The organism is Streptomyces sp. NPDC032472 (assembly GCF_040636955.1).
Lineage (GTDB): Bacteria > Actinomycetota > Actinomycetes > Streptomycetales > Streptomycetaceae > Streptomyces.
Genome location: NZ_JBEZVK010000046.1, coordinates 1 through 25,804 on the forward strand (window position 1 = coordinate 1; position 25,804 = coordinate 25,804).

Consider the following 25,804-nt stretch of genomic DNA (forward strand, 5'->3'; position numbering starts at 1 on the left):
CGGGGGGTGCGGGTTTGTGGGGCCCCCCCCCCAACCCCCCGCCCCAAACCCGCCGGCGAGGCTGAAAATGCCGGACCCCCGCCCAAAGGCAGGGGCAGATTCCTCCTCCGGCCAATTGCCGGCGCAGACGGCGGCAAAGCCTGCTCTGCCCCGCATTCGAAGCCGGGGTTCGCCAAAACCAGCCCCGCCGGCGATTGAGGCGCGGGGTCTGGGGCAGCGCCCCAGGGAACCCGGCTCTGCCGGGGAGGCTGGAAATGCCGGGCCCCCGCCCGGAGGCAGGGGCTCAGGGGATGGCGGAACGGGCCGCCGTCGCGTTCGTGCGCGGCGGCGGCCCGTCGGTCGGGGGACCCGGAGGGTCAGTCCTCCGGGAGTTCGACCGGGGCGATCTCGTCGTAGACGTCGCCCGGGCCCGGGTTGGTGGCGTCCGTGGCGCCACCCAGGTGGTGCATGACACCCCAGACCGCGTTCAGAGCGGTCTGCACCGCGCCCTCGGCCCAGCCGGCCGTCCAGGAGATGTCGTCGCCGGCGAGGAAGATGCCGCGCTTGTCCTCCGGCAGGCGGTCCTGCATGAAGTGCGTGAACAGGCGCCGCTGGTAGCGGTAGTGCCCCGGCAGGTTGGCCTTGAACGCGCCCATGAAGTACGGCTCGTTCTCCCACGACACCGTCACCGGGTTGCCGATGATGTGCCGGCGGATGTCGACCTTCGGGTAGATCTCCCCGAGGGACTTCAGCATGACCTCCATCCGCTCGCTCGCGGACAGCGGCAGCCACTTCAGGCTGTCGTCGCACCAGGTGTAGGACAGGCAGATGACGGCCGGCTGGTCGGGGCCGTTGTCCAGCAGGTAGGTGCCGCGGGTCATCCGGTCCGTCAGCGTCATCGACATGACGTCGCGGCCGGTCTCCTCGTCCTTGTCCAGCCAGAACGGGCGGTCCACCGGGATGAAGAGCTTCGAGCTCTCCATGTAGTGGGTGCGCTCCATCGCGGTCCAGTGGTCGATCGGGAAGAGCGTGTCGTCACACTCGATCTTGGAGAGGAGCATCCACGACTGCGCGGTGAAGATCGCCGCGCGGTAGGTGCGGATGTCGCCGGTGGCGTCCGTCACCGTGATGCGGTTGCCTGCGGTGCGGTGCAGGCGGGTGACTGCCGGGCGCGGGGCGCCCTCGTGCAGGGAGGACAGCGAGGTGCCCTGGGCCCAGTGCACGATCTTCTCCGGCTCCCGCTCCCACAGGCGCATCGGCAGCTGCTGCGAGCCGCCGACGATGCCGCGGTGGTGGTCGTCGGCCTCGGTGTAGACGACGCGCAGGATCTCCAGGATGGAGTTCGGGAAGTCGGTGTCCCAGCCGCCGGTGCCGAAGCCGACCTGGCCGAAGATCTCGCGCTTGCGGAAGGACTTGAAGGCCTCCGACTCGCACAGGAAGCCGTAGAAGGTCTGGTTGTCGAGCTTCTCGACGAGCCTGGCCCAGATCTCGCGGATGCGCGGGACGTCCCGCTCGCGCATCGCGGTGTTCATGTCGGAGAAGTCGGCGCCCTCGTCGAGGCACGCGTTCCACGCCTCGGCGACGTCCCGGTAGATCTGCGGGAGGTCGGCGATGGTCTCGGCGTAGTGGGTCTCGCCCTTGAGGTCGACGACCGTCGAGGGGGTGGCCTCGGCGAGCGGGTTCGGGAAGGGCTGGGTCTGCAGGCCCACGAGGTCGATGTAGTGCTGCAGGGCCGTGGAGGAGGGCGGGAAGCGCATGGCGCCCATCTCCGCGGTGAGGCCCTCGGTGCCGGGGCCCTCGAAGCCGACGGTGCGCAGGCGGCCGCCGATCTGGTCGGCCTCGTAGACGACGGGCTTGAGGCCCATCTTCATCAGCTCGTAGGCGGAGATGATGCCGGACAGGCCGCCGCCGATGACGGCGACCTCGGTGCCGTGCTCGGTCGCCGGTATCTGGCCCAGGCCCGCGGGGTGCGCGAGGAAGTCGTCGTACGCGTACGGGAAGTCCGGGCCGAACATGGTGATCGGCGGCTGGCCGTCGCTGTGCGGAACGGCGGTCGTGGGCACCGTGGACGTCATGGGGTACGACTCCTTGCAGGGTGGGGCTGGGGGGAGGGGCTCAGGGGGCGCGGAGGCTCGGGCTCAGACGAGGGAGGCGTAGAGCCCGGGGCGGCGGTCGCGCAGGTACGGGTTGTTCTCGCGCGAGGCCCGCAGCAGCTCGGGATCGACCTCGCCGATCACCGTCTCCTCGCCGCGGCCGGCCCGGGTGCGGGTGGCACCGTCGGGGGCGGCCAGGCAGCTGAGTCCGACGAACTCGAACTCGCCCTCGGGGCCGGTGCGGTTGACGTACGCGATGTACATCTGGTTCTCGAAGGCCCGTACGGGGACGAGCTGTTCGGCCACGAACTGGAACGGGTGCATCTGCGCGGTCGGCACCAGGAGGAGGTCGGTGCCGGCCAGCGCGTGGGCCCGGACGTTCTCCGGGAACTCCACGTCGTAGCAGATCATGATGCCGATCCGGAGGCCGCCGAGGTCCGCCTGGACGACGGGGGTGTCGCCGGGGGTGAAGGCCTCCTGCTCGAAGCAGCCGAAGAGGTGGGTCTTGCGGTAGTTCGCCAGCCGGGCCCCGTCCGGTCCGACGAGCTGCGCCGAGTTGTAGACCGTCTCGCCGTCGCGCTCGGGGTAGCCGTAGAGGACGGCGACGCCGTGGCGGCGGGCGATCTCGCCGATGGCGCGGGCCGACATGCCGTCGGCGGCCTCGGCGAGGGCGGCGATCTCCTCGACCGGCAGGGCGTAGCCGGTGAGGAACATCTCCGAGGTCACGAGGAGCCCCGCACCCGCCTGTGCGGCGCGGGCCGCGGCCTCGTCGAGCGCCTTGAGGTTCTCGGCAGTGTCGCCGAGCCGGCCGGAGCTCTGGAGGAGGGCGGTGCGCAGCGGGGGCATGGGCGTACCTCTGGGGCAGGAGGGGTGGGGTGTCCTACGAAGGTACGTTTCGGCGTTCGACCCGGACAAGCCGTGACCGTTGCGCTGCGAGCATCGGTTCGTTGCGCGTTTCGGCCGCGGAGCGGCGATTCGTTGCGCGGGGCCCGGTGCTTTGCCCGACCCCGGCGAAACACTGCGGCCGCGGGCCGGGGCTCGGCCCCCAGGGTACGGGGCCGGCCGGCGGGATCCGGTTGCCAGCAGTCGACGGTGACGACCTGGCTAGGAGGCCGGGCGGAAGGACGGGTGGACGCTGAGGCGGCGGAGGTCCTCGAGGATGTCGGGGGTGTCGTTGCCGATGATGCGGCCGCTCCAGGTGTCGCAGAGGGCGGGGACGGTCAGGGTGCCGTCGTAGTGGTGGCCGGCAGCCTCGTAGGCGCAGCGCAGGGCGGCGTACGAGGCCGGTGAGCCGAGCAAGGTGGTGGCGACGGCGTGCTCCAGGCCGAGCAGGCTCAGGGCGGCGGCGACGCGGGCGGAGTGCGGACAGTCGGCGGACAGGTAGAGGCGGTAGCGGTGCGGTACGGGCGAGAAGCCGGACCCGATGCGGCCGCGCAGGGCGGGGACCGGGCCGGTGCGGGGCAGGACCATCTGAAGCATGACTCTCCTGGGGCGTGGCGGAACGCCCGGCGACGTGCTGCGCGCCGGGTCACGGGGGCCGTGCGGGGAGACGTACGCGGCCGGGGCGGGGCGGTGTGTCGGCGGAGGCCGGCAGGCGCGGCAGGCCTACGTACGGACGCGGGGAGGTCAGGCGCCGGTGCGGAAGGCGCTGCAGACGCGCAGGAGGTCGATGTGCAGGCGCCGGGTCAGCCACCAGCGCCGGAGGGTCTGTGCCTCCGCGACCGCTGCTGGGGCCATGTCCACCGGCTCCGTCCTGTTCTCGGGCATAAAGCCGCTTGCGACGGACGCTGACCTTCCTGACCGTCGTCCCCAGCAGTCTCGTGGCGGCGCGCAGGGCCGTCAAGAAGGTGTGGACGGCCCGGGTTGCCCGCCGGACCGAGAGGAGCCCGTTTCCCATGTCGCCCGACTCCGCCGCGGCCGCGGCCGTCCATGTCCTCGACAACCCGGTGTGGGCCGCGCTGGCCGGCCCGAACGGCGGCTTCGCCGAGACCGGTCCCGCGGGGCTCGCCGCCCGGTACGTCGAGGACGCCTCGCCGTTCGCGGCCCTGGCCGATCCGGAGGATCCCCGCGCGTGGGCGGACCTGGCGGCGCTGGCGGGTCCGGACGCACCGGTGTGGGTGACGGGGCTGCTGACCCCGCCGGAGGGCTGGACGACCGTGGCGACGGTAGCGGGAGTGCAGCTGGACGGCGCGGCGGTACGGGCCGAGGCGGCGCCGGAGGCGGTGCGGCTGGGGCCGGCGGACGTGCCGGAGATGCTGGAGCTGGTGGAGCTGACGCGGCCGGGGCCGTTCCTGACGCGCACCGTCGAGCTGGGCACGTACCTCGGGATCCGGGACGGGGGACGGCTGGTGGCGATGGCCGGTGAGCGGATGCGGCCGCCGGGGTGGTCCGAGATCAGCGCGGTGTGCACCCACCCGGACCACCGGGGGCGGGGCCTCGCGGCCCGGCTGGTCCGCGCGGTGGCGGCGTCGATCACCGCCCGCGGCGATCGCCCCTTCCTCCACGCGGCGGCGGACAACACCGGCGCGATCGCCCTCTACGAGTCAATGGGCTTCACCCTGCGCAGCCGCCCGGACTTCCTCGGCCTGCGCACCCCGCCCACCGCCCCGCCGGCCTGACCATTCCAGCCCCGCCGCCGCCTGTGACGGGGGTCGGGCAATTTCAGCCTCGCCGGCGACTGAGGCGCGCGTCCGGGCAGAGCCCGGTACCCCGCCGATCCGGGATCCATCCCTGGGGCTCCGCCCCACACCCCGCGCCTCACACGCCGGCGAGGCTGGAAAAGCCCGCCCCCCGCTTCGAAAGCAGGGGGCGGGCTGACATTGCCGGCGCTTCGACCAGCGCGGGCCGGCCAAGAATGGCGACCCCGGATTCGGCAGCTGAGGGGGCGGGCTGCCGGCCCCCGGCCTCGGTAGCGGCGGGGTGGGCCCGGGATGCCGGCCCTCGGCCTCGGCGGCCTCGGGAGCGGGGCTGCGGTCCGGGCTACGCCGGGGCGCCGGAGGTGAAGCGGCGGAGGAGGGGGGAGAGGACCAGGACCGACTTGGTGCGCTCCACGAAGGGTTCGCCTGCGATGCGTTCGAGGACGCGCTCGAAGTGCCGCATGTCGGAGGCGAAGACCTGGACGAGGGCGTCCGCGTCGCCGGTGACGGTCGACGCGGACACCACCTCGGGGTACCGCTCCAACCCCCGCCGGATGTCGTCCGGCGAGGTGTTGTGGCGGCAGTAGATCTCGATGAAGCCCTCGGTCTCCCAGCCCATGGCGGCGGGGTCGACGCGGACGGTGAAGCCGGTGATGGCTCCCTCCGCCCGCAGCCGGTCCACGCGCCGCTTGACGGCGGGGGCGGAGAGGCCGACCTCGGAGCCGATGTCCGCGTAGGAGCGGCGGGCGTCCTCGGCGAGGGCGTGCACGATGCGTTCGTCGAGATCGTTCAATCGCACTGCGGGTGGATCACTTCTCTGCTGTGGCCACTTCTTCCGTGGCCAGTCGGGAGCGGCGGATGCCGTACAGGAAGTAGAACACGAGGCCCGCCGCCATCCAGCCACCGAAGACGAGCCACGTGACCATATCGAGGCTGAACATCATGAAGCCGCAGGCGAGGAAGCCCAGGATCGGCGTGACCGGGAAGAGGGCCACCTTGAAGGTGCGCGGCATGTCGGGCTTGGTGTAGCGCAGTATGACGACGGCGATGTTGACCAGGCCGAAGGCGAAGAGGGTGCCGATGCTGGTGGCGTCGGCGAGCTTGCCCAGCGGGATGAATGCCGCGAGGACGCCGCAGAAGAGGGAGACGAGGACGACGTTGGCGCGGGGGGCGCCGGTCTTCTCGTCGACCTTGGCGAAGACCTTGGGGACGAGGCCGTCGCGGGACATCGCGAAGAGGATGCGGGTCTGGCCGTAGAGGACGGCGAAGACGACGGAGAAGATCGCGATCACGGCGCCGGCGGCGAGGACGACGCCCCAGACGCTGGTGCCGGTGACGTCGGTCATGATCTGGGCGAGCGCGGCCTCGGTGCCCTCGAAGTCCTGCCACGGCATGGCGCCGACGGCGACCAGGGCCACCAGGACGTACAGGACGGTGACGATGCCCAGCGAGAGCATGATCGCGCGCGGCAGGTCCTTCTTCGGGTCCTTGGCTTCCTCACCGGCGGTGGAGGCGGCGTCGAAGCCGATGTACGAGAAGAAGAGGGTGGAGGCGCCGGCCGCGATGCCGCTCATGCCCAGCGGGGCGAGCGGGGTGTAGTTGCCGGACTTGATGCCCATGACGCCGATGCCGATGAAGAGCAGCAGCGTGACGATCTTCACCGCGACCATGATCGAGTTGACCGTGGCGCTCTCCTTGGCGCCGCGCATCAGGAAGACCATCGACAGCAGGACGACGACCAGCGCCGGCAGGTTGACGAAGCCGCCCTCGCCCAGCGGTGCGGAGACCGACTCGGGGATGGTGACGCCGATGGTCCCGTCGAGGAGCTCGTTGAGGTACTGGCCCCAGCCGACGGCCACGGCCGCGACGGAGACGGCGTACTCCAGGACCAGGCACCAGCCGCAGATCCAGGCTATGAGCTCACCCATGGTGGCGTACGCGTACGAGTACGAGGAGCCGGAGACCGGAACGGAGCCGGCGAGCTCCGCGTAGGACAGGGCCGAGAAGAGGGCGGTCAGGCCCGCGATCACGAAGGAGATCGTCACGGCGGGGCCGGCCTTGGGGGCGGCGGAGCCGAGGACGACGAAGATGCCGGTGCCGAGCGTGGCACCGATGCTGATCATGGTCAGCTGCCACATGGTGAGCGAGCGGCGCAGCGTGCCGCCCTCGCCCTGGCCGCCCTCGGAGACAAGCTGCTCGACCGGCTTGCGACGGAGCAGCGGGTTCACGGGCTTGCGCGTCTCCGGGGAGAGCGGGGGTGCCTGGCCCTGATCGAGCACGAGGGGACTCCTTTGACACTGCGGATGGGGACTGAGGCATCGACCGCAGCGGTCCGGGCAGGACACAGACAAGAGTCTGGGCATGGGGAACCGCCGAGCAGGCGGTCCGCGCCACTCCACGTACAGCGAGTGAGCCTACGAGCTGAGAGATACCGCCCGTAATGCACCATCCTTGCACATTGGCGCACGATCGTTGCGCGGATCTGTCCTGGATGGCCCTTTGTTGCATGCAGATGATCGATCAGTGCGCCCGCTCCCCCGTCCGCCGTTCTTGACAGCCCGTCAGAATTGCCGCAGCGTGCCGCCATGGATGCCGATGATGCCGACCGCACGGCCCTGGCCTGGCTCGATCCGGGGCCGTTCCTGCGCGGGGTCGCCTGGCTCGACCAGGCCCGCCGACCGGTGCGCGCCGACCCCGCCGACACCATGCGGCTGCCCTGGGACACCGGCGAGCGGGCCACCCTGCCGATCGGGGTGCGGTTGGAGTTCACCGCGGCCGGGGCACACGCGGTGGAGATCCGCTACCGGGCGACCGTCCCCGGGCCCACGGACGCCCTGCACGACCTCGCGCACGGATTCGCCCTCTGGGACCGCCGCGGGCTGCTGCGCGAGGTGTGGAGCGAACCCGCCCCCGAGGCCGTCGTACGCATCGACCTGCCCGGCGGGCCCGGGCCCTTCACCGTCCACCCGCCCGAGGCGCAGGCGCCGCTGGTCCTGGGCCTGCGCGGCGTCGGCGGGAGCCTCGCCCCGGCCCCGCCCGCCCCGCGCTGGGTGGTGCACGGCGACTCGATCACCGAGGGCTGGTGGTCCACCCGGCCCGCGCACGGCTGGCCCGCAGTCGCCGGGCGGGCGCTCGGCTGGGACACCGTGAACCTCGGGTACGCGGGCGCCGCGCGCGGGGAGCTGGCCACCGCCGAACAGCTCGCGGACCTGCCCGCCGACGCGCTCACCCTCGCCTTCGGCACCAACTGCTGGACCCGGGTGCCCCATTCGGTGCCCCTGCTGTACGAGACCACGCGCGCCTTCCTCGACCTGGTCCGCCAGGGGCACCCGCAGACCCCGCTGCTGCTGCTCTCGCCCGTACTGCGGCCCGATGCCGAGCGCACCCCGAACCGGCTGGGCGCCACCCTGGGGGCACTGCGCGACGCGATGGAGCGGGTCGCCCGGGACCGGATCGCCGCCGGAGACGACCGGCTGGTCCTGCTGCCCGGCCGTGACCTGCTGGGACCGGAGCACCTCGCGGACGGGCTGCACCCCAACGACGCCGGACACCAGGTTCTGGGCCTCGCTGTGGCCACGGCTCTGCGCCGGGCCTGGTTCGACGCGGGCTGAGTGAAACACCCCACACCGATCGGGTTGAACAGACCGGGGCTCCCAGGGCGTGTCCTTTGCACAGTTGCCGGCGCACCGCGGATGCGGCCGCGCCGGACACGGACACAGCACACGGGAGAGATCACGATGGGCATCAAGCGCGGAACCACCCTGGCCGCCGTGGCGGTCGTCGTCGCACTGACCGCCACGGCCTGCGGCGGGGACGACACCAAGGCCGGCGCCGCCAAGCCGGCCGGGGCCGCCGCCCAGGCCGCGGGATCCGGCTCCGGCTACGGCTCCGACTACGGCGCGGGGGCGGACAGCGGCGCCAAGCCCGCCGGACAGCTGGCCGTCGCCCAGGACGAGCAGGTGGGACCGGTCCTCACCGACAGCGCCGGCTTCACCCTCTACCGCTTCGACAAGGACACCGCGAAGCCGCCGAAGTCCAACTGCGACGGCGACTGCGCCAAGGCCTGGCCCGTGGTCGCGGCCGGCGACGCGACCGCCGCCACCGGGATGGACGCCTCGCTGCTCGGCGAGGTGGTCCGCAGCGACGGCAGCAAGCAGCTGACCGTGGCGGGCTGGCCCGTGTACCGCTACGCGAAGGACACCAAGGCGGGCGAGGTCAACGGGCAGGGCGTGGGCGGCACCTGGTTCGCGTTCGCACCCGACGGGAAGAAGGCGGCAAAGCCGGCGGCCGGTTCGGGTTCGGGCTCGGGCTCGGGCGCGGGCGCGGGCGCGGGGACCGGCTACGGCTCCGGCACCGGGGCGGGGGCGGAGGCGGGGGCCCAGCCGGCCCAGGGTGCGCTGTCCGTCGCCAAGGACCCCAAGCTCGGCGACCACGTCGTCGACGGCAACGGCATGACCGTCTACCGCTTCAAGAAGGACACCGCCTGGCCGATGGCCTCCAACTGCACCGGCGACTGCGTGGCGAAGTGGCCGGTGGTGCCCCCGGTGGACAAGGCCAACGCCAAGGGCATCATCGAGAAGGGCTTCTCGGTGCTCGACCGCCCCGACGGCAAGAAGCAGCAGAGCATCGACTGCTGGCCCGTCTACACCTTCACCGGTGACAAGAAGCCGGGCGACATCAACGGGCAGGGCGTCGGCGGCACCTGGTACGCCGTCTCGCCGGACGGCAAGCTGATCACGACCTCGTAAGGGCTCCGCCCCGGACCCTGAACCCCCGACCCCGGACCCCGGATCCGGCACTCGCACCACGACGAGGCCGACAGACCGCGCGGCCCCCCGCCACCCCCTCCCCCGGCGGGCGGGCCGCGCACCGTTCCGCCCGGGCGCGCCGCTCCCTAGACTCCCTCGCATGCTGCGCGTACTGGCCGTGGACGACGAGAAGCCGCTCCTCGAGGAACTCCTGTATCTGCTGCGCTCCGATCCGCGCGTGACCAGCGCCGAGGGCGCCTCGGACGCCACCGGGGCCCTGCGCCGGATCACCCGGGCGCTGGAGACCGGACCGGAGGGGCCCGACGGCATCGACGTGGTCTTCCTCGACATCCACATGGCCGGGCTGACCGGTCTGGACATCGCCCGGCTGCTGGCCGGGTTCGCGCAGCCGCCCCTGGTCGTGTTCGTCACCGCCCACGAGGGCTTCGCCGTCCAGGCCTTCGACCTCAAGGCAGTGGACTACATACTGAAGCCGGTGCGCCCGGAGCGGCTGGCCGAGGCCGTGCGCCGGGCCTGCGCCCAGCTCGACCGCACCGGCACCGGGCAGTCGGCGGCCGACCGGGCGCAGCCCCCCGCGCAGCCGGCCGTCCCGGCACAGCGCCGCCCCTCCCCCGCCCCGGCAGCGGGGGGCGGGGCCGGTGCCGAGCGCACCGCGGACCAGATCGCGGTGGAACTCGGGGGCGTCACGCGGTTCGTGGCGATCGCGGACATCGCGTACGTCGAGGCCCAGGGCGACTACGCCCGCCTGCACACCGATGCCGGCAGCCACCTGGTCCGCATTCCGCTGTCCACCCTGGAGGAGCGCTGGGCCCCGCGGGGGTTCGTCCGCATCCACCGCAGGCACCTGGTGGCGCTGCGCCGGATCGACGAGCTGCGGCTCGACGCCGGTACCACCAGCGTCCGCATCGGCACGGCCGAACTCCAGGTCAGCCGCCGCCACGCCCGCCAGCTCCGCGACCTCCTGATGCGCCAGGCGACGGGCTGAACGGGCCCGCCCGAACCGGCCCGCCCGAACCGGCAGCCCCGAACCGGCCCGCCCGGCCCGACCGCCCGGCCCGACCGCCCGGCCCGACCGCCCGGCCCGACCGTCCGGCGCGCGGTGGTGCCGTTCGTCGCGCCGCGGGGGGCGTACGGCGCGCCAGCGGTGCCGTCGGTCGCAGGGCGGGGCACTCCGGGCGGCGAAACCCGCGGCCGCCCCTATCGTGGACCCCCGGGTCAGGCGGGTCATGAGGGAAGCACGGGGGGTGCGGATGGCCGAGATCCAGGCGCTGCTCGACGCGGTGGCAGGACTGCCCGGCACCCGGCCCGCCGGGCCCGCCGAGGCCGAGGTGCTCCTCGCCCGGCTGCGCAGTGCCGCCGCCCGCTGGGCCGACGTGCTGTACGAGGCGAACGAGGGGGCCCGCCGGCAGCTGCCGCCGCGTGCGGAGGCCGCGCTGCGGCTGGCGTTCCGGCGCGCCGAGGATTCGTACGTGGAGCTGGAGATCGCGCTGAGGGACTGCACGGAGCACCGCGACCCCGCGCTCTGACCCCGCGCCGTGACTCCGGGCTCGGCCCCTCCGCGGGAGCGCTCCCGGCCGAGGTCGGGGCCGGTATCGCGCCCGGATCCCGCCTGGATCCTGCCTGTTGCCGCTCCGATACCGTGCGTAGACTCCGGTCACTCCTCCCCTCCCCGGCCGAAGGACCTCCGGTGAACCAGACGTACGCGCTGACCGCGGTCACCGTCGTCGTCCTGGCCACCGTGCTGGTCGGGGCGCTGGGGCTGCGCATATCGCGGACCACCTCCGACTTCTACGTCGCCTCGCGCACCGTGGGGCCCCGGCTGAACGCCGCCGCCATCAGCGGGGAGTACCTCTCGGCGGCCTCCTTCATCGGGGTGGCGGGGCTGGTGATGCTCCAGGGGCCCGAGATGCTCTGGTACCCGCTCGGCTACACCGCCGGGTACCTGGTGCTGCTGGCGCTGGTGGCGGCCCCACTGCGGCGCTCGGGGGCGTACACGCTGCCCGACTTCGCCGAGGGCCGCCTGGAGTCGCAGGGCGTGCGCCGGATCGCGGTGCTGTTCGTGGTCGGGGTCGGCTGGCTGTACCTGCTGCCCCAGCTGCAGGGCGCCGGGCTGACCCTGGAGATCCTGACCGGGGCCCCGCACTGGGTGGGCGGGGTCGTCGTCGCCGTCGTGGTCACCGGGGCCGTGGCCGCCGGCGGGATGCGGAGCATCACCTTCGTCCAGGCCTTCCAGTACTGGCTGAAGCTCACCGCACTGCTGGTGCCCGCCTTCTTCCTGCTGGCCGCGTGGGCCGGGGACGGCGCGCCGCGGGCCTCGTTCGACGCCCCGGCCGTCCTCCGCGAGCGCACCGCGGTCACGGTCGCCGAAGACCTACGCCTGACCCTGGACGGGCCGGTGCCGCTGACCGTGACCGGGCGGGTCGACGGGTCGGCGTACACCTCGGCCCCGCTGCGGCTGGATCCCGGGGAGCACCTGGTCCGGGCCGGGACCCGGCTGGAGTTCCTCGCCCAGACCCGGGTGCCGCAGTCCCGGCCCGCGGCCGGGCCGGGGCCGTCGCGCTGGTCGCAGCCGCCGGGCGGGGACCGGCCGGGGTTCGCCCTGTACGCGACGTACGGGCTGATCGTGGCGACCTTCCTCGGCACCATGGGCCTGCCGCACGTCGCGGTGCGCTTCTACACCAGTCCCAACGGGCCGGCCGCGCGCCGCACCACGTTGGCGGTGCTCGCCCTGCTGGGCTGCTTCTACGTACTGCCGCCGGTGTACGGGGTCCTCGGCCGGACCTACGTGCCCGAGCTCGCGCTGACCGGGGACGCGGACGCGGCGGTGCTGGTCCTGCCGGAGCGGATGCTCGGCGGAGTGCTCGGGGAGCTGATGGGGGCGCTGCTGGCCGGCGGCGCGTTCGCGGCGTTCCTGTCGACGGCCTCGGGGCTGACCATGGCGGTGGCCGGGGTGCTGCACCAGGACGTGCTGGCGCGGCGCGGGGTGCGCACGTTCCGCTTCGCGGCGGTGGTGGCGATGCTGGTGCCGCTGGGCGGGAGCATGGCGCTGGCCGAGGTGCCGGTGGCGGATGCGGTCGGGCTGGCGTTCGCGGTGTCGGCCTCGTCGTTCTGTCCGCTGCTGGTGCTGGGCATCTGGTGGCGCGGGCTGACCCCGCCGGGCGCGGTGGCCGGGCTGATCGCCGGGGGCGGGGCGGCGCTGGGCGCGGTGCTGGCGACGCGGGCGGGGCTGGCTCCGACGGGCTGGCCGCATGCGCTGCTGGCGTGGCCGGCCGCCTGGTCGGTGCCGCTGGGCTTCCTGACGATGGTCCTGGTGTCGCTGGCCACGCGCTCGCGGATCCCGGCCGGGACGGCGGCGACCCTGGCCCGGCTGCACCTGCCGGAGGCCCTGACCGGAGCCCCGCCGGGCGGCCGCGCGTGACCGCGGCGGTGCTCGCGGCCTGGACGGTGGCGGCCGCGGCGGTGCTGCTCGGAGCGGGCTGGGCGGGCGGCCGGTGGCACGCCCGGCGCGGCGAGCGGACGGCCGGGCTCGGCCTCGGGACCCCGGTGGAGCGGGCCACGTTCCACACCCTGCACACCGCGTCGCTGGCCGCGCCCCCGCTGCGCGCCGGGCTGACGCAGGACGCGGCCCGCAAGGCGGCGCGGCGGCTGCGCTCGCTGCTGGGGACCGAGGCGCTGTGCCTGACGGACCGGGAGGCGGTGCTGGCCTGGGACGGCCCGGGCGCCGACCACCACGAGCGGCGGGCGATGGCCCGGGTCGCGGTCATGCTGGCCTCCGGGCGGAGCCAGAGCGTGCGGACGCAGTGCCCGCGGCCGGACTGCCCGCTGAAGTGGGCGGTGGTCGCCCCGCTCACCGGCGAGGACGGGGTTCTGGGGGCGCTGGTGGCGTACGGCTCGCGGGAGTCGGCGGTGCTGGTGCGGGCGGCGACCGAGGTGGCGCGGTGGGTGTCGGTGCAGCTGGAACTGTCCGAGCTGGACCGCTCGCGGACCCGGCTGATGGAGGCGGAGATCAAGGCACTGCGGGCGCAGATCTCCCCGCACTTCATCTTCAACTCGCTGGCCGCGATCGCCTCGTTCGTGCGGACCGATCCGGAGCGGGCCCGGGACCTGCTGCTGGAGTTCGCGGACTTCACCCGCTACTCCTTCCGGCGGCACGGTGAATTCACCACGCTGGCGGAGGAGTTGCGGTCCATCGAGCAGTATCTCGCGCTGGCCGGAGCGCGGTTCGGGGACCGGCTGAAGGTGACCTTGCAGGTGGCGCCGGAGGTGCTGCCGGTGGCGCTGCCGTTCCTGTGCCTGCAGCCGCTGGTGGAGAACGCGGTGAAGCACGGGGTGGAGGACTCCACCGGGGAGTGCCTGATCACGATTGCGGCGCGGGATGCGGGGGCTGAGGCCGTGATCACGATCGAGGACAACGGGGTCGGGATGGATCCCGCGCTGCTGCGGAGGATCCTGGCCGGGGAGCGGGCGGGGGCGTCCTCGGGGATCGGGCTGCCGAATGTGGACGAGCGGATGCGGCAGGTGTACGGGGACGACTATGGGCTCGTCATCGAGACCGGGGTCGGGGCCGGGATGAAGATCACCGTCCGGGTGCCGAAGTATCGGGCGGGGGTGCACCCTTGGGCGCCGCCCATCGGTCCGGCTGGGCCCGAGCGGACCGGGCCGCGGGATCCCGCGGCCTGACCGGCGGGGCGGGCGCGCGCTGCCGCTGCGCGGAGCCGTTCCCCTACCCGCCCCTTCCCGTAACCGGGACTCCGCCCCGGACCCCGTTCGCCTCAAACGCCGGCGGGGCTGAAGAACCCGTGCGCTCCGCGCCCGGTGCGCTCAAACGCCGCGCGGGCTGGATTTGTCCAGCCCCGCCGGCGTTTGAGGCGCGGCGGTCCGGGGCGGAGCCCCCGCAGCGGCGCCGCACCCGTGCGGGACCGGGGCCGAGCCCCGGTTTTGAGCTCCGCTGGCGTTTGAGGCGCGGGGTCTGGGGCGGGGCCCCGGAAGCGGGGGCTAGCTCCAGCTGGCGTGCAGGGGCTTGCCCTCGGCGTAGCCCGCGGCCGACTGGACGCCGACGACGGCCCGGTCGGCGAACTCCTCCAGGGAGCCCGCGCCCGCGTAGGTGCAGGAGGAGCGGACACCGGCGATGATCGAGTCGATCAGGTCCTCGACGCCGGGACGCTGCGGGTCCAGGAACATCCGCGAGGTGGAGATGCCCTCCTCGAACAGCGCCTTGCGGGCACGGTCGTAGGCGGACTCCTCCGAGGTGCGGTTGCGCACGGCGCGGGCCGAGGCCATGCCGAAGGACTCCTTGTAGAGCCGGCCGTCGGCGGTCTGCTGGAGGTCGCCCGGCGACTCGTACGTACCGGCGAACCAGGAGCCGATCATCACGTTGGACGCGCCGGCGGCCAGGGCCATCGCCACGTCGCGCGGGTGGCGGACACCGCCGTCGGCCCACACGTGCTTGCCGTACTTCTTGGCCTCGGCGGCGCACTCGAGCACCGCGGAGAACTGCGGGCGGCCCACGCCGGTCATCATGCGGGTGGTGCACATGGCGCCCGGGCCCACACCGACCTTGATGATGTCGGCGCCGGCGTCGACCAGGTCCTTGACGCCCTCGGCGGCGACGATGTTGCCGGCGACGATCGGGACCTGCGGGTCCAGGGCGCGCACGGCCTTGATCGCGGTGATCATCGACTCCTGGTGGCCGTGGGCCGTGTCGATGACGAGCGTGTCCACGCCCGCGTCGAGCAGCTGCTTGGCCCGGCCCACGTAGTCGCCGTTGATGCCGATGGCGGCGGCGATGCACAGCTTGCCGTCGGCGTCGGTGGCCGGCGTGTACAGGGTCGCGCGCAGGGCGCCCTTGCGGGTGAGGATGCCGACGAGCCTGCCGTCCTCGTCGACGGCCGGGGCCAGCTTGCGGTGGCCGGCGTCGAGCTGGTTGAAGGCCTCGCGGGGGTCGATGTCGGCGTCGATGAGCAGGAGCTCCTTCGACATGACCTCGGAGAGCTGGGTGAAGCGGTCCACGCCGGTCAGGTCGTGGTCGGTGACCACGCCGATCGGGCGGCCGTCGGCGTCGACGACGACACCGGCTCCGTGGGCCCGCTTGGGGAGCAGGGAGAGCGCGTCGGCGACGGTCTGGGTGGGCGCCAGCGTGATCGGGGTGTCGAGGACGCGGTGGCGGGTCTTGACCCAGGAGATGACGTCGGTGACGACCTCGATCGGGATGTCCTGGGGGATGACCACGATGCCGCCGCGGCGGGCGACCGTCTCGGCCATCCTGCGTCCCGCGATGGCGGTCATGTTCGCCACGACGAGCGGAATGGTGGTGCCGGTGCCGTCGTGGGACGCGAGGTCGACGCCCTGGCGGGAACCGACCGCGGAACGGCTCGGCACCATGAATACATCGTCGTACGTCAGGTCGTACGGCGGCTTCTGGTCATTGAGGAAACGCACGTGCAGAACATCCCAGTCGAGTCGGAGGATCCCGTCATACCCAGGCAGGGCAGCCGAGGAAACGCACGTACTTCATTCTCCCATGACCTGGCATTAATGCCGCCCAGGCTGATCGTCCAGGACATACCGGACCTGCTGGTGTCTTCCTACGGGACATTCCCCGCGAACGGCACGGCGCGGCGCCCAGCCGCCGGCCGGCGGTGGATCGGGGTGCCGCGGCCGGTCAGCGGGCGGGCCGAGGCGCCGTGGCGGACCGCGGTGAACTCGGCGGCGATGGACAGGGCCGTCTCCTCGGGGGTGGCGCCGCCCAGCTCCAGGCCGATCGGTGAGCGCAGCCGGGCCAGGGCGGAGGCGGGCACGCCCTCCTCGCGCAGCCGCCGCTCGCGGTCGGCGTGGGTGCGCCGAGAGCCCATGGCGCCCACGTAGCCCAGCGGCAGCCGCAGGGCCAGGGCGAGCAGCGGTACGTCGAACTTGGCGTCGTGGGTCAGAACGCAGACCGCGGTACGGGAGTCCAGCCGGCCGGCCTCGGCCTCCGCGGCCAGGTGGCGGTGGGGCCAGTCCACGAGGACCTCGTCGGCGTCGGGGAAGCGGGCGGGCGTGGCGAAGACGGGCCGGGCGTCGCACACGGTGACCCGGTGGCCGAGGAAGGCCCCGATCCGCGCGAGGGCGGCGGCGAAGTCGACGGCCCCGTAGACGATCAGGCGGGGCGGCTCGGCGGCCGACTCGACGAGCAGGGTCAGCGGCTGTCCGCACAGCCCGCCGGCGGTGCCGAGCTCGGCGGTGCCGGTGCGCCCGGCCAGCAGCAGCGCGCGCACCCGGTCGGCGGCGGCCCGGTCCAAGGCCGCGCCACCGCCCAGGCAGCCCTCGTACGAGCCGTCGGCATGGACGGCGAGGGCCCTGCCGAGCTGCGGCGCGGGCCCGCTGACCACCCGGGCCAGCGCGGCCCGGGCGCCCCCGGCGGCGGCCCGCAGGACGGAGCCGAGCACGGGGCGCACGGGGTCTCCCCCGCGGACCGGGGTGACCAGCACGTCCAGGACTCCGCCGCAGGTCAGGCCGACGGCGAAGGCGTCGTCGTCGCTGTAGCCGAAGCGGTGCAGGCCGCCCTCCCCGGAGGCGATGGCGTCGAGGCACAGCTCGTGCACCGCGGATTCGACGCAGCCGCCGGAGAGGGAGCCGAGCGCGGTGCCGTCGGCGTCGACGGCGAGGGAGGCGCCCGGGCCCCGTGGTGCACTGCCGGTGACGGCGACCACGGTGGCCAGGGCGAATTCCCGGTGCGCGGCGCACCACGCGCGGAGCTCCTCGGCGATGTCCAGCATCAGCGGATGTACTCGCGTCTCGGGCTCTGGCCGGGGATCAGCGGCCGGGGCGGCAGGACCGGCGGCGGGCCGGTCCGGACGGGTGCGGCGGCGGGCGCCGCGCCGGCGGGTGCTCCGGGGCCGGGGCGGACGGGCAGGGCGGAGGCGCGGGCGGGGCCGTGGGAGGCGCGGGCCGGGCCGGGGTGTCCGGCGGGCACGCGCCCGCGGGCGCCGAGCAGCATCGAGGCGTGGGCGACACTCGCGAGCGTGGCGTGGTGGTGCCAGCCACGGAAGGAGCGGCCCTCGAAATCACGGATGCCTACGGGTTCGCAGGTCTCGGTGAAATCGAGGGATACCCGGTCGGTGAGTTTGGCGAGCAGGAACAGCTGCGCCAGCGGCCGGTCGCCGATGTTGGTGATCCAGAACTCGGAGGGCAGCAGGGCCGCCTCGGTCCAGGCGCCGACGAGCAGCAGCGGGGTCGGCGGCAGCGGCACGGGCCGGTCCTCGCCGGTGGCGGCGAGGATGGCCGCCGAGGTCAGCAGGGTCACTGCGCCCTCGGCCCGGCCGTGGCGGGTCCATTCGACGACGCGGCGCTGGGAGCGCATGGAGTCGATGAGTTCACGGGCGGGTGCGGTGTGCGGTCCGGGCCGCTGCCGGCCGGCGCCGACGAAGGAGACGGGCAGGGACCCGTCGACCTTGAAGACGAACGGGATGTCCTGGAGGGTGAAGGACTCCACGCAGGCCGCCATGTCGGAGTTGGCGACCTCCATCACCACGGGCCGGCGCTGGAGCTGCCAGGTGGCGGCCATGCGCTGGACGGCGTGGACGGCGTCCTGGGCTGGTGTGAGCGAGCGGGCGGTGTCCGGGATGCCGGCCCGGCGGCGGCGCAGCAGTTCGCCGGTCCAGGGCGCGGGCAGGGTGAGGGTCCATTCGACGGGGAAGCTGGCCTCGCTGGAGGCGAGCCAGATTCCGCTGGCCTGCTGGCAGTTGGCGGTGCGGCCGAGCTGGGGTACGAACTGCCGGCCGACGCCGACGGAGCGGTCGCCCGCCTTCTCTATGACCATGGGCCGGACCACCCAGGCCAGCGGGCGCTGGGCGGTGCGTTCGAGGTACTGGGCGAGCGAGCGCCGTACGGGGGTCCAGTCCCACGGCGACTTGCTGATGAACTGCTGGAGGCTCTGCTCGACGGAACTCGCCCCGGTTCCGGCGATGTTGCGGATTGTTTTCTTCCCGCTGGTACGTACCAGGCCGTTGAGGTATACGCGGGCCCAGTTTCGCTGGTCCCGCCTGGGTAAAGATTCGAAGAAAAGAGAGATCAGGACGTCGATCAATTCGGAGATTTCCTTTGCGGATTCCTCCGGCAGCACTGCGCGAGCCATCTTTGGGCCTCCCCCGCGACCACTAGATCCAATACCCTACTTGACCGCGCAGAACGGCCGTAGGGCCCGGCGGCTACTTCCTGAGGTCGCTGGCAGAATCGAGCCGCTCTTCCTCTACCACGAGGGGGATCGGGATCTGGTTCGCCGCATAGTAGAGCGCAATGAGGAAGTGTGCGACGAGAGTGAGCGTGGCGGAGAAGAGGGACAGGAGGACGGTCAGGGGGTAGGCGATCGCGCCGAGGCCGAAGCGCGTCCGGGTGGCCCGGGCGCCCTCCTTGTCCACGCGTTCGTGGAACAGGTGGCCGACGCGGGTGACGTACCACCAGAAGGCCAGGAACGCCAAGGCGTAGGCGACGGTGACCGAACTGTAGAGGACCGCGGCCGAGTTGGCGGATCGGCCGCCTTGGACGAGGTGTTCGGCGAGGACGGTGGTGGTGTACGGAATCACCGACACCATCATCAGCACCAGGAGATTCAGGAACAACAGCGGTCGGTCCACCCGCTTGAGGTGACTGAAGATGGTGTGGTGGTTCACCCACATCACGCCGATGATGAGGAAACTCACCACGTATGCCGCATAGTGCGGCCACTGTTCCCGGACACCGTGCCAGAAGTCGGATCCGGTTTCCTCCGGAACCTTCAGCTCCAGGACGAGAATCGTGATGATGATGGCGAATACACCGTCACTGAATGCCTCGACCCGGCTGGTTTCGCGTTCCATGACCTCCCCTTTGCCTTTTCCTTGCACGTGCGGGGAGGGCGCTGCCCCGCCCTCCCCGCACACGCTACCCAGATGAGCGCGGTCAGCCGCCGAAGCCGGCCGTCTGGCGCCAGATCCGGCCATCGCGGACCACCAGTGTCCCGAATGCGTGCTCCGGTTCTCCGTTCAGATTCATGATCGCCCGGTAGAAGATCGTGTCCTCGGTCTCGACGTACTCCTGGAGTTCGACGAGCGTGGGCTTCACCGAAAGGTAGCCGGTGAAGGTTTCGCGCACGGCGTCGATGCCGACGGACGCCCCCTCGAAGCGAAGGAGCACGGCGTCGTCGGTGTAGTTCTTCATCACCGCCTCGATGTCGAGGGCGGCCAGCGCCTCCATCTGGCGCACGAAGACCGGGTGCAGCTTGGAGATGTCGTACTGGGCCATGTCGACTCCGTCTCAACTCGTGGCGGTGGGTTGCGAGGTGGGTTCAGCAGGTGGTTCGGCGCAGGCGGCGGCCGCGGTGAGCGGCAGCCGGACGACCATCCGGGTCTCCCCGGGGCGCGAGCGGGCCGTGATCGAGCCGTGGTGGCGCTGGGTCACGATGCGGTAGCTGAGGTGCAGGCCGAGGCCCGTGCCCTTGCCCACGTCCTTGGTGGTGTAGAAGGGCTCGAAGATCCGCGGGAGGGAGTCCTCGGGGATGCCGCGCCCGCTGTCGGCGACCTCGACGACCAGGCAGGCGCCCTCGGCCCGCACCCGCAGGGTGAGGGTGCCGGCGCCCTCCATGGCCTCGGCCGCGTTGTCGACCAGGTTGGTCCACACCTGGTTCAGCTCGCTCGGATAGCCCGTCAGTTCGGGCAGGCCCGGCTCGTACTCCCGCACGATGGTGATCCCGGAGAGCTTGGAACGCAGCACGACCAGCGTGTTCTCCAGTCCGTCGGGCACCGCGAAGCGCTGCTCGGGCGCCCGGTCGAGATTGGCGTAATCCCGGGTGGCGGCGACCAGTTGCGAGATCCTCGGGCCCGCCGCCCGCAGCTCCGCGGCCAGCGACCGGATCTCCAGCAGGGCCGCCAGGTGGTCCAGGGCGGCGGGCAGCGACGGCTCGCCGATCCCCTCCACCCGCTCCTGCAGCCAGCCCAGTTCCAGCCCCAGGTCCGCGATGCCCGCGCCGAGCAGCCCGGGGCGCTCGGTGCCGGCCTCCTCGGCCCAGTCGGCGACCTCCTCCTCGGCGTCCGCCTGGGCGAGCGGGTCGGTGGTCGTCGGCGGCGGCAGCTTGTCCAGCTCCTCGGCCAGCCGGTCCAGTACGGCGCGCTCCGCGCCCGACGCGGCGGCGCCCCAGGCGTGCGCGCTGCGGGTGAGCCGGTCCAGGGCCGGAGCGAGCTCCTGGGCGGCCCGGGCGACCGCGGCGGCGGGGTTGTTCAGCTCGTGCGCGAGGCCCGCGGCCAGGGTGCCGAGCGCCTCGACGGTGGCCCGCTTGCGGGCCTGGACCTCGGAGGACTTGATCCGCCAGGCCAGCACCGGGATCAGGACGGCCGCGACCCCGTTGCAGCGGGTCAGCATCTCGAAGAACACCGGCTTGGGGTAGGCCACGACGGTGGTCGCGGGCCCGCTCGCGGACGCGGTGGCCACGTACGCGCCGTCGGTGAGCAGCGGCAGCTCGCCGGTGAAGCGGTGGGCGGCCGACGGCTTGCCGTCGTGGTCCTCGGCGGCGGCGCTCTCCTCCTCGGTGGAGTGCCGGGTCAGCACCTCCTCGCGGCCGTCGACGACCTTGGTGACCACCAGTCCGCCGGAGAGCAGGACGTGGAAGCCGGTGGCCTCCTCGCCGTCGCGGAAGAGGACCTCGCCGTCGGCGAGGACCCTCGGCTCGGAGACCGAGACCAGCCAGTCGAGCTGCTCCTCGGTGAGCCCGGCGAAGATCTCCAGCCCGCGCAGGCCCGCGCGCAGAGCGCCCTCGCGTACCGCGGCGTCGTTCATGCCGTACTCCCTTCGGCCCGGATGCGGGCGGCCAGCCGCAGCGTGACGAGCAGGGCCAGCACGCACACCCCGGCGACGGCGGCCATGAAGCCGACCGAGGTGCGCTGCAGCCCGTGGATGTTGGTCAGCAGCCCGGCGAGGACCGCCGGGACGCTCATCGCGAGGTACGCGAAGACGTACACGGCGGCGGTCAGCTCGCCGCGGTGCGCCGGCTCGGCGAGCGTGCTCAGCGCCCGGAAGGCGCCGAGGAACGCCGCGCCCCAGCCGCTGCCGAGGACCGCCGTGCCCGCCAGGAACACGGCGGCCGAGCGCAGGCCCAGCGCGAGCAGGACCAGCGCGAGCCCGGCCAGCAGCCCGCACAGGCCGAGGACGGCGGTGCGCAGGGCCTCGGTGGAGCCGAGCAGCAGCTGGGCGGCGGTGGCGGCGCCGGCGAGCAGGGCCACGGTGGCCCCGCCGAGGAGGTAGTTGCTGCTGTGCAGGAGTGACAGGGCCAGGTGCGGCCCCAGCGAGAGGTAGAAGCCGCCGACCGACCAGACGGCGACGACGGTGAGCACGAGGACGGCGAACCGGCCGCGCACGGCGGCCGGGACCCCGATCCGGCGGACCCCGATCTCCCGGACGGCGAGCCTCCACCCGTGCCCGGCCGGGTCGACGGGCGCGCTCTCCCGCATCCGCACCACCCCGGCCAGGGTGACCGCGAAGGCGGCGGTGAGCAGCAGGTAGCTGAGCACGGTCGGGGCGGGCGCGTACTGGACCAGCAGCCCGGCGCCGATCCCGCCCAGCCCGATCCCCACCGTCGGGCCCGCGCTGTTGACCTGGGCGCCGAGCGCGGGCCGCGAGCGCGGGCTGAGCTCGAGCAGGGCCGCCCCCATCGCCCCGGTGGCCAGGCCGACGGCGAGGCCCTGCACGGCGCGGGCGGCGAGCAGCAGCCCGAGCCCGTCGGCCGCCGCGAACAGGCCCATGGAGGCGATGGCCAGGACCAGGCCGGCGCCCAGCACGGGGCGCCGGCCCAGGGTGTCCGAGAGGGACCCGAACAGCAGCAGGCCGAGCAGCACGGTGACCGTGTACAGGGCGAAGACGACGGTGACCGTCCCGGAGGACAGCCCCCATCTCTGCTGGTAGAGCACGTACAGGGCGGAGGGCACGGAGGAGGAGAGCATCAGCAGGACGAGGACGGCGCCCACCCACCAGAAGCCGGAGCCCCCGGTCCCGGCGCCCGTCCCGGCCCCGGTACCCGGGTGCGGTGGCGCCACCCCTGCGGTCGTCCCGGACAAGTCGGCCACTGCATCAACTCCCCGTGGTGGGCGGTCAGGCGAGGGCCCGTTCTGCCCTCTGCAACGCGCGTGCGGTCAGTACGCCGGCCAGATGGCCGAGGTATTCGGCCGAGGTGCCGCGCCTGGGCACGAACAGCTCCCGCGGCTCGGCGCGGAAGGCCGCGAGCACGGCCTGCGTGGTGTACGGGCCCGCGCGCAGCCGGTCCTCGACCCCGCGCAGCCGCAGGGCGCCGGCGGTGGCCCCGGTGACCGCTATGCGCGGCCCGCCGGGGGTCAGGCGTACGGCGACGGCGCACACCGGGTAGCGCGTCGCCCGGTCCGCGGTCTTCTCGAAGGCGGCGGCCGGACCGGCGGCGGGCACCACCAGCGCCGTGATCAGGGCGTCGGCGGGCCCGGTGGCGGCGAGGCGCTCGGCGGGCTGGGTGCTGCGGCGGCCGCCCGGGCCGGCGAGTTCGACGGCTGCGTCGGCGGCGATGGCCGCGACGGGCAGGTCGGTGGCCCGGCCGCCGCGGACGGCGAGGTTGCCGCCGGCGGTGCCGAGGTTGCGGACCTGGGGGTCGCCGTTGGCGCGGGCGGCCGCGGCGAGCTCGGGCGCCTCGGCCAGCAGGAGCGGGCTGGCGGCGAGCTCGGCGAGCGGGGTGAGCGCGCCGATCCGGATGCCGCGGGCGGTGCGCTCGATGCCCCGCAGCCCGGGCAGGCGGCGGACGTCGACGAGCAGGCGGGCGCTCTCCTCCCCGGCGCGCAGCGCGGGCAGCAGGCTCTGGCCGCCGGCCAGGACCCGGGCGCCCGGGCGCCCGGAGAGCAGGGCCAGGGCCTCGCCGAGGCCGGCGGGCCGGACGTAGTCGAAGTCGGTGAGGATCACGGGGCTCCTCCTTGCAGACGGCGCCAGACCTTCTCGGGCGTGAGCGGCATGTCGATGTGGGTCACGCCGAGGTCGGACAGGGCGTCGACGACCGCGTTGACGACGGCGGCGGCGGGCGGCACGGTGGCGATCTCGCCGGCCCCCTTGGCGCCCAGCGGGTTGTGCGGGGTGGGCGTGACCGTCTGGTCGAGGGTGAAGAACGGGGCGTCCGCGGCGCGCGGCAGGGCGTAGGTGCCGAGGTCGGAGGTGAGCAGGACGCCCTGTTCGTCGTAGACGGCGGCCTCCATCAGCGCCTGGCCGAGGCCGTGCATGATGCTGCCCTCGATCTGGCCGCGCACGATCTTCGGGTTGCCGATGGTGCCGGCGTCGTCGACGGCGGTGTAGGCCACCACCTCGGTCTCGCCGGTGAGTTCGTCGACCTCGACGACGGCCACGTGCGTGCCGAAGGGGTAGTTGAAGTCCGGCGGGTCGAAGTGGGTGGTCTCGTCGAGGGCGGGCTCGATCTCCGGGGGCAGGCCCCAGCCGTACCAGAGGGCCATGGCCAGCTCGGCGAAGGTCTTGGCGTTCTGCGGGTTGCCCTGCTCGTGGACCCCGCCGCCCTCGTAGACCACCTGGTCCTCGGGCACGCCGAGGAAGACGGCGCCGGCCTTGACCAGCTTGTTCTTGATCTTCCGGGCGGTGAGGGCGACCGCGGGCGCGGCCATGCTGTAGGAGCGGGAGCCGTAGGTGCCCTGCCCGTACGGGGCCTTCTGCGTGTCGCCCTGGTACACCTGCACGGCGGCGGGGTCGATGCCGAGCTCGTCGGCGGCGACCTGCGCGAAGACGGTGTGGTGGCTCTGGCCGGTGGAGGCGGAGCCGACGGTGACGGTGACCTCGCCGGTGGGGTGGACGCGGATGTTGGCGCTCTCCCAGGTGCCGCCCAGCATGCCCTCCTTGGACATCCGGGTGGAGGGGCCGACGCCGCACACGGCGACGTACGTGGCCAGGCCGACGCCGAGGCGCTTGCCGCGGGCGCGGGCCTCGGCCTTGCGGGCGGGCATGTCCGCGTAGCCGGCCAGTTCCAGGGCCCGGTCGAAGTTGAGCCGGTAGTCGCCGGAGTCGTAGGTCCAGCCCAGGCCGTTGTCGTACGGGAACTTCTCCTTCGGCACGAGGTTGCGGCGCCGGACCTCCGCCGGGTCCATGCCGATCTCGCCCGCGTACCGGTCGACGAGGCGCTCCATCAGGAACGCGGCCTCGGCGCGCCCGCTGCCGCGCTGGGCGCCGAGCGGCACGGTGTTGGTGAAGGCGGCGTAGACCTCGCAGAACGCGGTGGGGATGTCGTACATCCCGGTGATGGAGCGGCCCATCAGGGCGGTGGCGACGCCGGGGCCGATGGTGGAGGGGTACGCGCCGAGGTTGGCGTAGCTGGTGCAGCGCACGGCGGTGATGCGGCCGTCGCGGGTGCCGGCGAGGACGACGTGCTGGCGGTGGTCGCGGCCCTGGACGGTGGAGTTCATCAGCCCGGTGCGGGTGTCGACCCACTTCACGGGGCGGCGCAGCGCCTTGGACAGCAGCAGGACCAGCGCCATGTCGGGGTAGAGGTAGCCCTTGGTGCCGAAGCTGCCGCCGACGGTCGGGGCGATCACCCTGAGCTTGTTGAAGGGGATCCCGAGGACCAGCGCGGAGAGCAGGAAGCGGTGGTTGTGCGGGCCCTGGGTGGAGGCGTACAGGGTGTACTCGCCGGTGGCGGCGTCGTAGTCGCCGACCGCGCCGCGCGGCTCGATGGGGCTGTTGATGGTGCGCTGGTTGACGAGGTCCAGCTCGACGGTGACCTCGGCCCGGGCGATGGCCGCGTCGGTGCGGTCCTTGTCGCCGCAGGTCCAGTACGCGTTCAGGTTGCCGGGGACGGCCTCGTGGAGCTGCGGGGCACCGTCGGCGAGGGCGTGGTCGGCGCGGGTGACCACGGGCAGCGGCTCGTAGTCGACGGTGATCGCGGCGAGCGCGGCGGCGGCCTGGTGCGGGGTCTCGGCGACGACCACGGCGATCGGGTCGCCGACGTGCCGGACGGTGTCGCCGCTGAGGACCGGGCGGGCGCCGGGAACTCCGTACGGGTGGGGCGGGAAGTGGCTCTCGACGCCGCCGGGGATCCAGATGCAGGGCAGCGGCATGACGTCGGCGAAGTCGGCGGCGGTGGCCACCTTCAGCACGCCGGGCAGCTGCTCGGCCGCCTTGGTCCCGATGGACAGGATCCGGGCGTGGGCGACCGGGCTGCCGAGGATGGCCATGTGGGCGGTGCCCGGCAGGTGGATGTCGGCGACGTACGTGGCCTCGCCGCGCAGCAGCTGCGGGTCCTCGCGGGCGTCGAGGGGTGCGCCGAGCACGCGCGGGGCCGCCGTCGGGGCGCTCTGTCCCGTCACTGCGGTCATGT

General features: G+C 73.4%; 21 protein-coding genes. 7 read left to right on the forward strand and 14 right to left on the reverse strand.

Annotation, left to right across the window (positions count from 1 at the left end; genetic code table 11):
• Positions 1-356: 356 nt before the first annotated feature.
• The 3 genes from AB0F11_RS26690 to AB0F11_RS26700 form a co-directional block, all read right to left on the reverse strand.
• Positions 357-2,054: an NAD(P)/FAD-dependent oxidoreductase gene (locus AB0F11_RS26690; RefSeq protein ID WP_362178613.1), complete on the reverse strand. Its 1,698-nt coding sequence runs from the start codon at positions 2,052-2,054 to the stop codon at positions 357-359.
• A 63-nt stretch (positions 2,055-2,117) separates the two neighbouring features.
• Complete coding sequence (locus tag AB0F11_RS26695) at positions 2,118-2,918, reverse strand: carbon-nitrogen hydrolase family protein (protein ID WP_362178616.1); 801 nt, start codon at positions 2,916-2,918, stop codon at positions 2,118-2,120.
• A 258-nt stretch (positions 2,919-3,176) separates the two neighbouring features.
• A complete protein-coding gene (locus tag AB0F11_RS26700) occupies positions 3,177-3,551 on the reverse strand; it encodes a hypothetical protein (protein ID WP_362178618.1) in 375 nt (124 codons plus the stop codon).
• 416 nt (positions 3,552-3,967) lie between these two features.
• On the opposite strand from AB0F11_RS26700, the gene AB0F11_RS26705 reads away from it, so the two are divergent.
• Positions 3,968-4,690 carry a GNAT family N-acetyltransferase gene (locus AB0F11_RS26705; RefSeq protein WP_362178619.1) on the forward strand — a complete coding sequence of 241 codons (723 nt, stop codon included), beginning with the start codon at positions 3,968-3,970 and terminating at the stop codon, positions 4,688-4,690.
• 361 nt (positions 4,691-5,051) lie between these two features.
• Here AB0F11_RS26705 and AB0F11_RS26710 read toward each other — a convergent pair whose 3' ends face one another.
• Together AB0F11_RS26710 and AB0F11_RS26715 are read right to left on the reverse strand one after the other, a co-directional pair.
• Positions 5,052-5,507, reverse strand: coding sequence for an Lrp/AsnC family transcriptional regulator (locus AB0F11_RS26710; protein ID WP_007262967.1), 456 nt, complete (start codon positions 5,505-5,507; stop codon positions 5,052-5,054).
• A gap of 10 nt (positions 5,508-5,517) precedes the next feature.
• Positions 5,518-6,987 carry an amino acid permease gene (locus AB0F11_RS26715; protein ID WP_362178622.1) on the reverse strand — a complete coding sequence of 490 codons (1,470 nt, stop codon included), beginning with the start codon at positions 6,985-6,987 and terminating at the stop codon, positions 5,518-5,520.
• Positions 6,988-7,293: 306 nt separating this feature from the next.
• On the opposite strand from AB0F11_RS26715, the gene AB0F11_RS26720 reads away from it, so the two are divergent.
• The 6 genes from AB0F11_RS26720 to AB0F11_RS26745 all read left to right on the forward strand — a co-directional run bounded on the left by AB0F11_RS26720 (position 7,294) and on the right by AB0F11_RS26745 (position 14,157).
• A complete protein-coding gene (locus tag AB0F11_RS26720; RefSeq protein ID WP_362178625.1) occupies positions 7,294-8,319 on the forward strand; it encodes a GDSL-type esterase/lipase family protein in 1,026 nt (341 codons plus the stop codon).
• A 126-nt stretch (positions 8,320-8,445) separates the two neighbouring features.
• A complete protein-coding gene (locus AB0F11_RS26725) occupies positions 8,446-9,456 on the forward strand; it encodes an SCO0930 family lipoprotein (protein WP_362178626.1) in 1,011 nt (336 codons plus the stop codon).
• A 160-nt stretch (positions 9,457-9,616) separates the two neighbouring features.
• Positions 9,617-10,462, forward strand: coding sequence for a LytTR family DNA-binding domain-containing protein (locus tag AB0F11_RS26730; protein ID WP_362178629.1), 846 nt, complete (start codon positions 9,617-9,619; stop codon positions 10,460-10,462).
• Positions 10,463-10,703: 241 nt separating this feature from the next.
• The gene (locus tag AB0F11_RS26735; RefSeq protein WP_362178632.1) at positions 10,704-11,003 is read left to right on the forward strand and encodes a hypothetical protein; all 300 of its coding nucleotides are present in this window, start codon (positions 10,704-10,706) and stop codon (positions 11,001-11,003) included.
• A gap of 161 nt (positions 11,004-11,164) precedes the next feature.
• Complete coding sequence (locus tag AB0F11_RS26740; RefSeq protein ID WP_362178634.1) at positions 11,165-12,895, forward strand: cation acetate symporter; 1,731 nt, start codon at positions 11,165-11,167, stop codon at positions 12,893-12,895.
• The gene (locus AB0F11_RS26745; RefSeq protein ID WP_362178637.1) at positions 12,892-14,157 is read left to right on the forward strand and encodes a histidine kinase; all 1,266 of its coding nucleotides are present in this window, start codon (positions 12,892-12,894) and stop codon (positions 14,155-14,157) included. Before AB0F11_RS26740 ends, AB0F11_RS26745 begins: the two co-directional genes overlap by 4 nt.
• 315 nt (positions 14,158-14,472) lie before the next feature.
• Here the strand turns inward: AB0F11_RS26745 and AB0F11_RS26750 are convergent, their stop codons facing one another.
• The 9 genes from AB0F11_RS26750 to AB0F11_RS26790 all read right to left on the reverse strand — a co-directional run bounded on the left by AB0F11_RS26750 (position 14,473) and on the right by AB0F11_RS26790 (position 25,802).
• On the reverse strand, positions 14,473-15,915 hold the full coding sequence (locus AB0F11_RS26750) for a GuaB1 family IMP dehydrogenase-related protein (protein WP_362178640.1): 1,443 nt from the start codon (positions 15,913-15,915) through the stop codon (positions 14,473-14,475).
• Positions 15,916-16,061: 146 nt separating this feature from the next.
• A complete protein-coding gene (locus tag AB0F11_RS26755; RefSeq protein ID WP_362178647.1) occupies positions 16,062-17,231 on the reverse strand; it encodes an XdhC family protein in 1,170 nt (389 codons plus the stop codon).
• Positions 17,231-18,589 (reverse strand): transposase, encoded by a 1,359-nt coding sequence (locus tag AB0F11_RS26760; protein ID WP_362178650.1) that lies wholly within the window; start codon positions 18,587-18,589, stop codon positions 17,231-17,233. The genes AB0F11_RS26755 and AB0F11_RS26760 overlap by 1 nt, the downstream gene beginning before the upstream one ends.
• A 73-nt stretch (positions 18,590-18,662) precedes the next feature.
• Entirely contained in the window at positions 18,663-19,310 is a 648-nt protein-coding gene (locus AB0F11_RS26765; RefSeq protein ID WP_362178652.1) for a TMEM175 family protein, read from the reverse strand.
• 82 nt (positions 19,311-19,392) lie between these two features.
• Positions 19,393-19,734 carry a nuclear transport factor 2 family protein gene (locus tag AB0F11_RS26770; RefSeq protein ID WP_362178655.1) on the reverse strand — a complete coding sequence of 114 codons (342 nt, stop codon included), beginning with the start codon at positions 19,732-19,734 and terminating at the stop codon, positions 19,393-19,395.
• A gap of 12 nt (positions 19,735-19,746) precedes the next feature.
• Positions 19,747-21,261 (reverse strand): ATP-binding protein, encoded by a 1,515-nt coding sequence (locus tag AB0F11_RS26775; RefSeq protein WP_362178657.1) that lies wholly within the window; start codon positions 21,259-21,261, stop codon positions 19,747-19,749.
• Entirely contained in the window at positions 21,258-22,544 is a 1,287-nt protein-coding gene (locus AB0F11_RS26780) for an MFS transporter (protein WP_362178659.1), read from the reverse strand. The genes AB0F11_RS26775 and AB0F11_RS26780 overlap by 4 nt, the downstream gene beginning before the upstream one ends.
• 25 nt (positions 22,545-22,569) lie before the next feature.
• On the reverse strand, positions 22,570-23,397 hold the full coding sequence (locus AB0F11_RS26785) for an FAD binding domain-containing protein (protein ID WP_362178662.1): 828 nt from the start codon (positions 23,395-23,397) through the stop codon (positions 22,570-22,572).
• The gene (locus AB0F11_RS26790; RefSeq protein WP_362178665.1) at positions 23,394-25,802 is read right to left on the reverse strand and encodes a xanthine dehydrogenase family protein molybdopterin-binding subunit; all 2,409 of its coding nucleotides are present in this window, start codon (positions 25,800-25,802) and stop codon (positions 23,394-23,396) included. Before AB0F11_RS26790 ends, AB0F11_RS26785 begins: the two co-directional genes overlap by 4 nt.
• Positions 25,803-25,804: the final 2 nt, after the last annotated feature.

Excerpts from the sequence above, each read along its gene's own strand:
- AB0F11_RS26790 (WP_362178665.1), bottom strand. The coding sequence starts at position 25,802 with ATGACCGCAGTGACGGGACAGAGCGCCCCGACGGCGGCCCCGCGCGTG.
- AB0F11_RS26775 (WP_362178657.1), bottom strand. The coding sequence starts at position 21,261 with ATGAACGACGCCGCGGTACGCGAGGGCGCTCTGCGCGCGGGCCTGCGC.
- AB0F11_RS26725 (WP_362178626.1), top strand. The coding sequence starts at position 8,446 with ATGGGCATCAAGCGCGGAACCACCCTGGCCGCCGTGGCGGTCGTCGTC.
- AB0F11_RS26735 (WP_362178632.1), top strand. The coding sequence starts at position 10,704 with ATGAGGGAAGCACGGGGGGTGCGGATGGCCGAGATCCAGGCGCTGCTC.
- AB0F11_RS26765 (WP_362178652.1), bottom strand. The coding sequence starts at position 19,310 with ATGGAACGCGAAACCAGCCGGGTCGAGGCATTCAGTGACGGTGTATTC.
- AB0F11_RS26700 (WP_362178618.1), bottom strand. The coding sequence starts at position 3,551 with ATGCTTCAGATGGTCCTGCCCCGCACCGGCCCGGTCCCCGCCCTGCGC.
- AB0F11_RS26770 (WP_362178655.1), bottom strand. The coding sequence starts at position 19,734 with ATGGCCCAGTACGACATCTCCAAGCTGCACCCGGTCTTCGTGCGCCAG.
- AB0F11_RS26690 (WP_362178613.1), bottom strand. The coding sequence starts at position 2,054 with ATGACGTCCACGGTGCCCACGACCGCCGTTCCGCACAGCGACGGCCAG.
- AB0F11_RS26720 (WP_362178625.1), top strand. The coding sequence starts at position 7,294 with ATGGATGCCGATGATGCCGACCGCACGGCCCTGGCCTGGCTCGATCCG.
- AB0F11_RS26695 (WP_362178616.1), bottom strand. The coding sequence starts at position 2,918 with ATGCCCCCGCTGCGCACCGCCCTCCTCCAGAGCTCCGGCCGGCTCGGC.
- AB0F11_RS26760 (WP_362178650.1), bottom strand. The coding sequence starts at position 18,589 with ATGGCTCGCGCAGTGCTGCCGGAGGAATCCGCAAAGGAAATCTCCGAA.
- AB0F11_RS26755 (WP_362178647.1), bottom strand. The coding sequence starts at position 17,231 with ATGCTGGACATCGCCGAGGAGCTCCGCGCGTGGTGCGCCGCGCACCGG.
- AB0F11_RS26730 (WP_362178629.1), top strand. The coding sequence starts at position 9,617 with ATGCTGCGCGTACTGGCCGTGGACGACGAGAAGCCGCTCCTCGAGGAA.
- AB0F11_RS26705 (WP_362178619.1), top strand. The coding sequence starts at position 3,968 with ATGTCGCCCGACTCCGCCGCGGCCGCGGCCGTCCATGTCCTCGACAAC.